The sequence below is a fragment of the Kitasatospora sp. NPDC057198 genome, from assembly GCF_042670125.1.
Classification (GTDB): domain Bacteria; phylum Actinomycetota; class Actinomycetes; order Streptomycetales; family Streptomycetaceae; genus Kitasatospora.
The window spans coordinates 1-10,099 of record NZ_JBHUWH010000296.1 but is presented as its reverse complement, the minus strand read 5'-3'; the positions used below and the strand labels follow the sequence as shown (position 1 = coordinate 10,099).

At 74.6% G+C, this 10,099-nt stretch carries 9 protein-coding genes; 2 read left to right on the top strand and 7 right to left on the bottom strand.

The annotated features are described in order from the left end of the window. Window positions 1-1,218, bottom strand: a 1,218-nt coding sequence (locus tag ACFUEL_RS27255) for an arabinofuranosidase catalytic domain-containing protein (RefSeq protein ID WP_380239407.1), incomplete at its 3' end; no start/stop codon positions are given. A gap of 198 nt (window positions 1,219-1,416) precedes the next feature. Here ACFUEL_RS27255 and ACFUEL_RS27250 point away from each other — a divergent pair. Continuing rightward, window positions 1,417-2,454, top strand: coding sequence for a LacI family DNA-binding transcriptional regulator (locus ACFUEL_RS27250; protein WP_380239406.1), 1,038 nt, complete (start codon window positions 1,417-1,419; stop codon window positions 2,452-2,454). Between the two features lie 32 nt (window positions 2,455-2,486). On the opposite strand, the gene ACFUEL_RS27245 is transcribed toward ACFUEL_RS27250, so the two are convergent. From ACFUEL_RS27245 to ACFUEL_RS27220, 6 genes are all read right to left on the bottom strand, one after another. Continuing rightward, window positions 2,487-3,566 (bottom strand): aldose epimerase family protein, encoded by a 1,080-nt coding sequence (locus ACFUEL_RS27245; RefSeq protein WP_380239405.1) that lies wholly within the window; start codon window positions 3,564-3,566, stop codon window positions 2,487-2,489. Then, complete coding sequence (locus ACFUEL_RS27240; RefSeq protein ID WP_380239404.1) at window positions 3,563-4,618, bottom strand: LacI family DNA-binding transcriptional regulator; 1,056 nt, start codon at window positions 4,616-4,618, stop codon at window positions 3,563-3,565. The genes ACFUEL_RS27245 and ACFUEL_RS27240 overlap by 4 nt, the downstream gene beginning before the upstream one ends. A gap of 76 nt (window positions 4,619-4,694) precedes the next feature. After that, entirely contained in the window at window positions 4,695-5,687 is a 993-nt protein-coding gene (locus tag ACFUEL_RS27235) for an ABC transporter permease (protein WP_380239403.1), read from the bottom strand. After that, the gene (locus ACFUEL_RS27230; protein WP_380239402.1) at window positions 5,684-6,649 is read right to left on the bottom strand and encodes an ABC transporter permease; all 966 of its coding nucleotides are present in this window, start codon (window positions 6,647-6,649) and stop codon (window positions 5,684-5,686) included. The genes ACFUEL_RS27235 and ACFUEL_RS27230 overlap by 4 nt, the downstream gene beginning before the upstream one ends. Next, window positions 6,646-8,199 carry a sugar ABC transporter ATP-binding protein gene (locus tag ACFUEL_RS27225; RefSeq protein WP_380239409.1) on the bottom strand — a complete coding sequence of 518 codons (1,554 nt, stop codon included), beginning with the start codon at window positions 8,197-8,199 and terminating at the stop codon, window positions 6,646-6,648. The genes ACFUEL_RS27230 and ACFUEL_RS27225 overlap by 4 nt, the downstream gene beginning before the upstream one ends. A gap of 221 nt (window positions 8,200-8,420) precedes the next feature. Continuing rightward, window positions 8,421-9,530 carry an ABC transporter substrate-binding protein gene (locus ACFUEL_RS27220; RefSeq protein WP_380239401.1) on the bottom strand — a complete coding sequence of 370 codons (1,110 nt, stop codon included), beginning with the start codon at window positions 9,528-9,530 and terminating at the stop codon, window positions 8,421-8,423. A 472-nt stretch (window positions 9,531-10,002) separates the two neighbouring features. Here ACFUEL_RS27220 and ACFUEL_RS27215 point away from each other — a divergent pair. Next, the coding region (locus ACFUEL_RS27215; RefSeq protein WP_380239408.1) for a universal stress protein at window positions 10,003-10,099 on the top strand (97 nt) is incomplete at its 3' end.

Genomic DNA, 10,099 nt, shown 5'->3' with positions numbered 1-10,099 from the left:
GTTGTGCGCCCAGTGCTGGTCCTCGGCGTACGTCTGGCAGTTCCACAGCTGGACGGCGGTGCCGTTGCTGCCGCTGTCGTCGGCGGCGACGTCCACGCACTGCCCGCCGGGGCCGGTGACCGTGCCCTGCGGGGCGCTCGGCAGGTCGGTGCGGCCGTTGTAGCCGACGGAGGTGATGTCGGCCTGGACGGCGTTCTCGGTGGCGTCGCCCGGGTAGCCGGCGACCATGGCGCCCTCGAAGAAGGTGCCGCGGTTCCGGTTGGAGTTGTCGCCGCCGGTGCCGAGGATGATGCCGCCCTCCTGCTGCATCGGGCGGTAGCCGGGGCGGCTGGGCAGCGCGCCGTTCCACCAGGTGGTGAGGGCGCCGGACTGCGCGTTGCCGCCCTTGATGGCGTAGGTGGTCTGGCCGTCGTTCTTCAGGACGGCGGTGACGTAGGGGCTGTTGTTGCCGAGGTTGGCGGTGTTGGAGCCGTTGTCGCCCTGGAACATGCCGTTCTCCAGGTCGGCCTCGATCCACGGGCCGTTGCCGCTGCACGGCGGGAAGTAGCAGGTGGTGGCGATGGAGACGGCGTCCATGTGGCCGTTGCCGGTGTCGGCGGGGGTGGATTCGGCGTTGCCGTAGTCGAAGCAGCAGTCCGCGCCGACGTGGGTGCCGCTGGCGACCATGTAGACGCCCTCGGGCCGGCCGCCCACGGCGACGCCGGAGGCCACGCCGGTGTAGCGGTAGCCGACGCCGGGCGAGATCCACACGCCGTAGACCTTGTGGCCCCCGGCGGTGACGGCGATCTCGGAGGCGTCCGCGCCGCGGTCGACGCCGCCCGCGGTGCCCGCGGGGCCGGGCAGGAGGTCGTTGTGCCGGGTGGTCTGGTCGTAGATCCGGCTGATCCGGCAGCTGCTGCCGTTGCAGAACCGGTCCTGCGCCTGGGCGTCGGCGTAGCCGCCGGCGGTGAGCAGGCCGATGTCGGTGCTCGCGCCGTCGGAGGTCCGGGTGACCCGGTACAGCGGGCCGTTGTAGTTCGCGAACAGGGCGCGGGTGGTGCTGTGCGCGGCGACGCAGGGGGTGCCGCCGGAGGCGTACAGGTCGCAGGGCCGCGCGGTGGCGGCGTGGCCGACGCCGGGCAGGCCGATCAGGACGGCGACGAGCAGCCCCAGGACGACGGCGGCGGCGCGCGCGTTGCGCCACAACTTCCCTATGGCTGACTGCATTTGGATGGACAAGGTGCGCTCCTTCTTGGTGGGGGTGCGAGGGGGCGGTACCGGTCTCGGGGGTGGCCGGGGCGGGGCCCGGCTCCGGGGCCCGAGGTGCTGTCCGTTCATCGGCGACCTTGTATTCTCACGTTGTAGTAGCTGTAGTGGCGGCGTCGTGGCGAGGCCGGCCGCGCCCCCTCGCGCCGGCCGGCGGGAGGAGGGTGCGGCGTGTCCGTGCCGGGTGGCGGCGCTGCGGCGCCGAGGTTGAAGGACGTGGCGGAGCTGGCCGGGGTGTCGGTGAAGACCGTCTCGAACGTGGTGAACGGCACGGTGCCGGTCGCGGAGGCGACCCGCGAGCGGGTGCAGCGGGCCGTCGACGCCCTGGGCTACCTACCGAACGTGACGGCCCGCCGGCTGCGCACCGGCCGCAGCGGGGTGATCGCGCTGGCCTTCCCGGAGCTGCCCTCGCCGTACTTCGCGGAGCTGGCGGTGGAGGTGATCGCGGCGGCCCGCCGGGTGGGCATCACGGTGCTGATGGACGACACCGGCGGCGACCCGGCGGCGGAGCTGCGGATCGCCTCCGGCCTGGGCGATCCGATGATCGACGGGGTGATCCTCAGCCCGCTGGGCCTGGACCGGACGACGCTGCTGTCGCGCTCCCGGGAGATCCCGCTGGTGCTGCTCGGCGAGGCCGACCTGGGCCCGGTCGCGGACCGGGTGCACATCGACAACGTGGCGGGCGCCCGCGAGGTGACCCGGCACCTCCTGGACGAGGGCTACCGGCGGATCGCCGCGATCGGCTGGCAGGACCCGGCGCCGCGGGCCACCGCCGAGCAGCGCCTGGCCGGGTACCGGGAGGCGCTGGCGGACGCCGGGCTGCCGCTGGACCCGGAGCTGCTGCCGCCGGTGCGGGCGTACTTCCGCCCGGACGGCGCCTCCGCGATGCGCCGCCTGCTGCGGCTGCCGGAGCGGCCGGACGCGGTGTTCTGCTTCAACGACCTGCTGGCGCTGGGCGCGCTGCGGGCCGCGCACGAGGCGGGGCTGCGGGTGCCGCAGGACCTGGCGATCGTCGGGTTCGACGACGTCGAGGAGGCGGCGTACGCGATCCCGTCGCTGACCACGGTGGCGCCGGACAAGCGGCTGATCGCCGAGCTGGCGGTGCGCTGCCTGGAGGAGCGGATCGAGCGGCGCTACACCGGCCCGGGGCGGCGGATCACGCCGGGCTTCCGGGTGGTGGTGCGGGAGAGCAGCACGCTGGCGCGCTGAACCGGGGGCGGTCACGGCCGGCCCGGGGCTGGTCACGGCCGGTCCGGGGGCGGGAAGCGGTACTCGGTGGTGCTGTGCCGGGTCGTGCCGGGGCGCAGCACCGTGTCGGGGTAGTCGGGGCGGTTGGGCGAGTCGGGGAAGTGCTGGGTCTCCAGGCACAGGCCGCCGTGCCGGGGGTGCGGGTCGCCGGCCAGGGCGTTGCCGGTGTAGACCTGGAGGCCCGGTTCGGTGGTCCAGACCTCCATCCGGCGGCCGGCGGCGGGATCGTGCAGCCGGGCGGCGCGGCGCAGCGCGCCGGGGGCGGGGGGCGGGGCGAGGACGAAGCAGTGGTCGTAGCCGCCGGTCCGGCGCAGTTGCGGGTGGGGGTGGGCGAGGCGTTCGCCGAGCGGGTGCGGGGTGCGCAGGTCGAAGGGGGTGCCGGCGGTGGGGGCGGGGGCGCCGAGCGGGATGGCGTCGTCGTCGACGGGCAGGTAGGCGTCGGCGTCGACGGCGAGGCGGTGGCCGAGCACGCCGCCGTCGCCGTCCGGTCCGGCGAGGTTGAAGTAGGCGTGCTGGGTGAGGTTGACGGGGGTGGGCCGGTCGGTGCGGGCGGTCCAGTCCAGCCGGAGGGTGCCGTGCCGGTCCAGGGTGTAGCGGGCGGTGACGTGCAGGGCGCCGGGGAAGCCCATGTCGCCGTCGGGGCTGTGCAGGTCGAGGCGGAGCTCGGCGCGGTCGGGCGCGGACCGGGCGCTGGCGCGCCACTGGCGGCGGTGGAAGCCGTCGGGGCCGCCGTGCAGGGCGTGGCCGCGGTCGGTGGCGGGGACGCGATGGGTGCGGCCGTCGAGGTCGAAGCGGCCGCGGGCGATCCGGTTGGCGTAGCGGCCGATCAGGGCGCCGAGGTAGGCGGTGTCGGCGGTGTAGTCCTCCAGGGTGTCGTGGCCGAGGACGACGTTGGCGGGCTTCCCGCCGGGGTCGGGGACGTCGAGGCGGTGCAGGATCCCGCCGCGTTCGAGCACCTCGGCCCGTACGCCGGTGCCGGAGTCGAGCGTCCAGCGGGCGACGGGGGTGCCGTCGGGCAGGGTGCCGAAGGGGCTGCGGGTCACGGACGGGAGCGGCAACGGGCTTTCCTTCATCGGGAGTCGGTGGCCGGTCGGGGGCGGTGCGCGGCGCGGCCGGCGGTGGATTCGCGGACGACCAGGGTGTGGCTGGGCAGGATGCGGCGGGGCGGCGGCGGGGTGCGGTCGGGGCCGGCCTCGATCCGGGCGATCAGGCAGTCGACGGCGAGGCGGGCGATGGCGGCCTTGTCGGGGGCGATGGTGGTGAGGGTGACGGCGCCGTAGCGGCCGTCCTCGATGTCGTCGAAGCCGACCACGGCGACCTGTTCGGGCACCTTGACGCCGCGTTCGGCGAGGACGCGCAGTGCGCCGAGGGCGACCAGGTCGTTGTAGGCGAAGACGGCGTCGGGCGGTTCGGGCAGGTCGAGCAGCCGGGTCATCGCGACGGCGCCGTCGAGGCGGTCGTAGCCGTCGGTGGCGATCACCAGGTCCTCGCTGGGGGTGCGGCCGGCGGCCAGGATCTCCTCGCGCCAGCCGCGCAGCCGCAGGTGGGCGGGTTGGCGGCGGCTGTCGCGGCGGGCGCCGACGAAGGCGATCCGGCGGCGGCCGAGGCCGAGCAGGTGGCGGACGGCGAGCCGGGCGGCGGCGACGTTGTCGATGGCGATGTGGTCGAACGGGGCGTCGTACTCGCGCTCGCCCAGCAGGACCAGCGGCGGCCGGTCGGGGCGGTGCAGCAGGTCCTCCTTCTCCAGGTGGATGGGGCTGAGGATGAGTCCGTCGATGAGGTGGGAGCGGAAGCCCTGGGAGACCAGGGTCTCGTTGGCGCGCAGCCCGGCGGTGTGGTCGAGCAGCACGGTGTGGGCGTGGTGGGCGGCGGCGTCGATGACGGCGGTGGCGAGGTCGGCGAAGTAGGGGTTGCCGAGTTCGGGGACGGCGAGCGCGATGATGCCGCTGCGTCCGGTGCGCAGTTGGCGGGCGGTGGCGTTGGGGCGGTAGCCGAGTTCGTCGATGGCGCGCTGGACGCGGTCGCGGGTGCCGGCCCGTACGTGCGGGTAGTCGTTGACCACGTTGGAGACGGTCTTGACGGACACTCCGGCCCGCAGCGCGACGTCCTTGAGGCTCACGCCCATGGGCCCTGGTCCCTCTCGTTCGGTTCCGGTCGGGTCGGCGCGCGACGCGGCGGCCCCGGTGCTGCGGGGGCGCCGCTCACTCGTCCCGGCGTCCCCGGTTGAGCAGCGCCTGGGCGAGCACCACGGCGGCGAGGAAGCCGCCGTTGACGGTGTCGGTGACGGCGGAGCCGTACTGGGAGGCGGAGCGGTCGATCAGGTTGTGGACCACCGACAGCAGCAGGACGCCGGCGACGGTGCCGCCGACCGAGCCGCTGCCGCCGGTGAGCAGGGTGCCGCCGATCACCACCGAGGCGATGGCGGTGAGTTCGTAGCCGACGCCGACGGTGGTGACGCCGGAGCCGAGCCGGGCGGCGCCGAGCGCTCCGGCCGCGCAGGCGAGCGTCGCGGACAGCACGTAGACCAGGGTCTTGGTGCGGGCGACGGGCAGGCCCATCAGGGTGGCGGCGTGCTCGTTGCCGCCGACGGCGGTGGTGGTGGCGCCGAAGCGGGTGCGGGTGAGCAGCAGCGCGCCGAGTCCGAACAGCGCGGCGGAGATCAGCACCGGCGTCCAGGTGCCCTCCCCCAGCGAGCGGAACGCCGATCCGCGCGGCACCAGGTGGGTGTTCGCGCCCTCGTCGGTGACCAGCTGGAGCAGGCCGCGGGCGCCGAGCAGTCCGGCCAGGGTGACGATGAACGGGGCCATCCGGGCCCTGGCGACCAGCAGTCCGTGCACGCAGCCCCAGGCCGCGCCGACCGCGAGCGGCAGCAGCAGGGCCGCCCAGGTGCCGTACCGCTCGGCGGCCCAGGCGGCGAGGACGCCGCCGAGCGCGTACATCGAACCGACCGACAGGTCGATGCCGCCGGTCAGGATCACGAAGGTCAGGCCGAGGGCGAGCAGCCAGACGAAGGCGTTGTTGCCGAGGATCGCGCCGAGGTTGTCGGTGCTCGCGAAGCCGGACGAGAACACCGAGGCGAGCAGCACCAGCAGGGCGAGCACGGTGAGCGCGCCGTGCCGCTGGATCCGGGCGGCGAGCCGCTCGGCGGCGCTCTCCGCGCTGCGGCCGTCCGGGGTGAGGGCGGTGGGGGTCATCGGGTACCACGCTCCTGGGAGGCGTAGACGGCGACGCAGATCACGGCCGCCTCGACGATCTTGGTGAGGGAGGCGGGCACGTCGTGCTGGGTGAGCACGGCCGCGGTCAGCTGCATGAACAGCGCCCCGGCGACGGTGCCCAGCACCCGGACGCTGCCCCCGGCCAGCGGGGTGCCGCCGACCACGACGGCGGTGATCGCGTCCAGTTCGATGTTGCGGCCCTGGTTGGCCGGATCGGCCTCGGCGCCGTGCCCGACGATCACCGCACCGGCCAGCGCCGCCAGCACCCCCGACAGCAGGTACACCGTCAGCAGCACCCGCCGCACCGGCAGTCCGGCCAGCCGGGCGGCCCGCCGGTTGTCGCCGACCGCGACCAGCTGCCGCCCGAAGGTGGTGCGGTGCACCAGCACCGCGGTCAGCGCCACGCAGGCGGCGGCCAGCCAGGCCGTCAGCGGGACGCCCAGGAAGGCGTCCGAGCCCAGGGTCAGCAGCGCGCCGTCGGTGACCGGCTTGGCGGAGGCCCCGTTGACCAGCGAGGCGGCGCCGCGCACGCCGATCATCAGGGCGAGCGTCGCGACGATCGGCTGCACGCCGGTGAACGCGACCATCGCCCCGCCCGCCAGCCCGCTCAGCGCCCCGAGCGCGACGGCCACCAGCAGCGCCACCGGCAGCCCCCAGCCGATGTACAGCGGGATGACGGCGGCGGCCAGTGCGATCACCGCCCCCACCGACAGGTCGATCCCCTCGGTGCCGATCACCAGCGCCATGCCCAGCGCGACCAGCAGCGTCGGCGCGACCTGGAACAGCTGGATCCGCACGTTCCCCGCCGACAGGAACCCGCTGTCCAGCACCACCGCCGCCAGGAACAGCACCCCCAGCGCCGCGTACACCCCGTAGCGCCGCAGCAGCCGCAGCGCCGGGGCCCGCCCGCGCAGCACCCCCGCGGGGGCCAGGACACTCATCGCTCCGCTCCGTCCGTCTCGTCGTTCGTGCCGCCGGCCGGCGGCCGGGTCTCGTGGGCCAGGGCGGCCAGCAGGTCGTCGGGGTTGACCCGGTCGCCGGTGAGTTCGTCGACGGGGGCGCCGTCCTTGAGGACCAGGACGCGGTCGGCACCGGCGATCAGTTCGTCCGCGTCGGAGGAGATCAGCAGGACGCCCAGGCCGTCGGCGGCGAGTTCGTCGATCAGGCCCTGGACCTCGGCGCGGGCGCCGACGTCGATGCCGCGGGTGGGTTCGTCCAGCAGCAGGACCTTGGGGGCGAGGCAGAGCCAGCGGGCCAGCAGGACCTTCTGCTGGTTGCCGCCGGAGAGGTCGGCGACCTTCTGGTCGGGGCTCGCGGCCTTGATCCGCAGCCGGGCCATGAACTTCTCCACCACCTCGTCCTGCCTGGCGCGGGAGACCATCCCGGCCCGGGAGAGCCGGGGCAGCGCGGCCAGCACGATGTTCTCCCGCACGGACAGGCCGGGCACGATGCCCTCGGCCTTGCGGTCCTCGGGCAGCAGCACCACGCCGGCCCGGATCGCGGCGGCGGGGCTGCGCCTGGCCAGCTCCTCGCCGTCCACCTCGACCGTTCCGGCGTCGGCGCCGAGCGCGCCGACCACGGCCTTGGCGGTCTCGCTGCGCCCCGAGCCGAGCAGCCCGCCGAGGCCGAGCACCTCGCCCCGGTGCAGGTCGAAGCCGACGCCGTGCACCCGGTGGCGCACCGACAGGCCGCGGGCGCGCAGCGCGGGCCGGGCCCCGGCCTCGGGCACGTGCCGGGCGCCCCGTTCGCGGGCGGCGCCGAGGGCGCGGCCGAGCATCAGGTCGACCAGCTCGCGGCGGGCCAGCGGGGCGAGCGGGCCGGTGTGCACGGTGCGGCCGTCGCGCAGCACGGTGACGTCGTCGCAGAGGGTGTAGAGCTCGTCCATCCGGTGGCTGACGTACACCACGGCGGTGCCGTGCGCGGTGAGGTCCCGGACGACGGAGAACAGGGTGTCGACCTCGCGGGGCTCCAGCGAGGAGGTGGGCTCGTCCATGACGACGACCCGGGCGTCGACCTGGACGGCGCGGGCCAGGGCGACCATCTGCTGGGCGCCGAGGCCGAGTTCGCGCAGCGGCCGGGTGACGTCGGTGTCCACGCCGTAGCGGAGCAGCAGTTCGGCCGCCTCCCGGTGCATCCGGCGCAGGTCGAGCAGGCCGCGGCGGCGCGGTTCGCGGCCGAGGTGCAGGTTGCGGGCCACCGACATCATCGGGACGAGGTTGACCTCCTGGTAGACGGTCGAGACGCCGGCCCGCTGTGCCTCCAGCGGGGTGCGGAACTCCCGTTCCTCGCCGGCCAGTTCGATCCGTCCGGCGTCGGGGCGGTGGACGCCGGTGAGCACCTTGATCAGCGTCGACTTGCCGGCGCCGTTCTCGCCGACCAGGGCGTGCACCCGCCCCGGACGGAGCGTCAGGCCGACGTCCCGGAGCGCGTGGACGCCCGCGAAGCTCTTGCCGATCCCGGTCGCCACCAGTACGGGCGCGCCGTCCGGCATGTCGGCCGGTGTGCCGTCCGGCGCGTCGGCCGGTGTGCCGTCCGGCGCGTCGGCCGGTGTGCCGTCCGGCGCGTCGGCCGGTGCGTCGACGGGGCCGTCGGGCCGGTCCGCCTGGGCCATGGGGGTTCCTCCTCCTGCGGTTGTTCTCGGACGGGGAGCGGCGCCGGGGGCCACGGACGGGCGGCCCCCGGCAGCGGGGTGGCGGGTGACGCGGTGGCGGGTCAGTACACCAGGCCCTGTTCCAGCGCCTGCTTGGCGTTGTCCGCGGCGAAGTGGCCGTCCTTGATGATCACCTTGGGCTGGACCCCGGCCGTGCCGTAGAAGTCCTTGAGCGACTGGAAGGCGAGCGGGCCGAAGCGCGGGTTGGTCTCGATGTCGGCGACCAGCTGCCCGTCGACCACGCCCTGCACGGCCTGCCGGATGCCGTCGATGGAGACGATCCTGATGTCCTTGCCGGGGGCCTTCCCGGCCGAGCGCATGGCCTGGATCGCCCCGAGCGCCATGCCGTCGTTCTCGGCGTACACGGCGTTGATGTCGGGGTGGGCCTGGAGGAGCTGCTCCATCACCTTCTGGCCCTCGGTCTGGTCGAAGTTGGCCGTCTGCGAGGCCACCACCTGCATGTTCGGGTACTTGGCGGCGAGCTGGTCGGTGAAGCCCCTGGTGCGGTCCGCCGAGACGTTGTTGCCGGGGGTGCCCTGGAGGATCGCCACGTGCGCCTGTCCGCCGGTGGCGCCGGCCAGGTCGTCGGCGGCGATCTTGGCCTGGCCGTAGAAGTCGGAGCCGATGAAGGCGACGAAGTCGGAGCAGGCGGTGCCGCCGACGGTGCGGTCGATGGTCAGCACCGGGATCTTCTTGGCCTTGGCGGCGGCCAGCGCCGGTCCGAGGCCGTCGGAGTTCTCCGGGGCCACGATCAGCACCTGGGCGCCCTGCGCGATCATGTCCTGGATCTGCGCGTTCTGGGCGTTGACGTCGGCGTTGGCGTTGCGCTCGATCAGCTTGACGCCGAGCTTCTTGGCCTCCGCCTCGATGCTGGCGGTCTCCGCGGCCCGGAACGGGTTGCTGGTGGACTCCGACTGCGAGAAGCCGACGACCGTCCTGCCGTCGGTCAGGTCCAGCTTCGGCGCGCCGTAGGTGTCCGCGGTGCAGCCCGGCCCGGCGGCCGACGCCGTGGGCGAGACGACCTGCTGGGCGGCCGCGGTGTTGTCGGGGGCGGCGGCGCTGTGTCCGGACGAGCCGCCGTCGCCCTGGTTGGTGCAGGCGGACGCCGAGAGGCACAGCCCGGCGAGGAGCAGGGCGGCGACGGCGGACTTGGCGCGCGGGGTGGGGTTCATACGCCCGATCACATCCTTGACTGCGAGTGCGAGTGCGAGGGAGGGAGAGGGGGAGCGAGGGGGAGCTCAGGAGGATGGGGCGGGGCCGTCGGCCGCGCCGGCCGCCCATCGGTTTCCAACGTTGTAGAGGGACAATGGGCCATCCGCCGAGAGGGTGTCAAGAACCTGCGCACCCTCCGTCCGACCCGCCCCCGCGCCCTGAATTCCCGTCAACTGGCCCTCAACAGCAGCGATCCGCCCGCACGCACGGGTCGTCGCGCCGATCCCCGCACGAGGTCTGGACAACCCGGGCCCGTCCTGCTGTGATGCCTGCGCGACCAAATTTCCAACGTTGGCAAACCGGATCCCTGACATGGACACCGGCTGGTCCGACGCAGTCCGGCATGCCCTCCGCTCCCCGGGGTAGCCGCTCGACGCACCGGGCGGCAGGACGCCGTCCGCTGCGAGAAGTCGCGAGAAGGGGACGTGGACCATGACGCAGAAGATCGTGAGCGGGTACGACGGCTCCCCGCAGGCTCGGGCCGCGGTCCGCTGGGCCGCGGCGGAGGCCGAACGGCGCGGCGCGGAAC

Coding starts and splice junctions, on each gene's coding strand:
- ACFUEL_RS27245 (WP_380239405.1), bottom strand. CDS start 3,566: ATGAAGGAAAGCCCGTTGCCGCTCCCGTCCGTGACCCGCAGCCCCTTC.
- ACFUEL_RS27240 (WP_380239404.1), bottom strand. CDS start 4,618: ATGGGCGTGAGCCTCAAGGACGTCGCGCTGCGGGCCGGAGTGTCCGTC.
- ACFUEL_RS27235 (WP_380239403.1), bottom strand. CDS start 5,687: ATGACCCCCACCGCCCTCACCCCGGACGGCCGCAGCGCGGAGAGCGCC.
- ACFUEL_RS27230 (WP_380239402.1), bottom strand. CDS start 6,649: ATGAGTGTCCTGGCCCCCGCGGGGGTGCTGCGCGGGCGGGCCCCGGCG.
- ACFUEL_RS27225 (WP_380239409.1), bottom strand. CDS start 8,199: ATGCCGGACGGCGCGCCCGTACTGGTGGCGACCGGGATCGGCAAGAGC.
- ACFUEL_RS27220 (WP_380239401.1), bottom strand. CDS start 9,530: ATGAACCCCACCCCGCGCGCCAAGTCCGCCGTCGCCGCCCTGCTCCTC.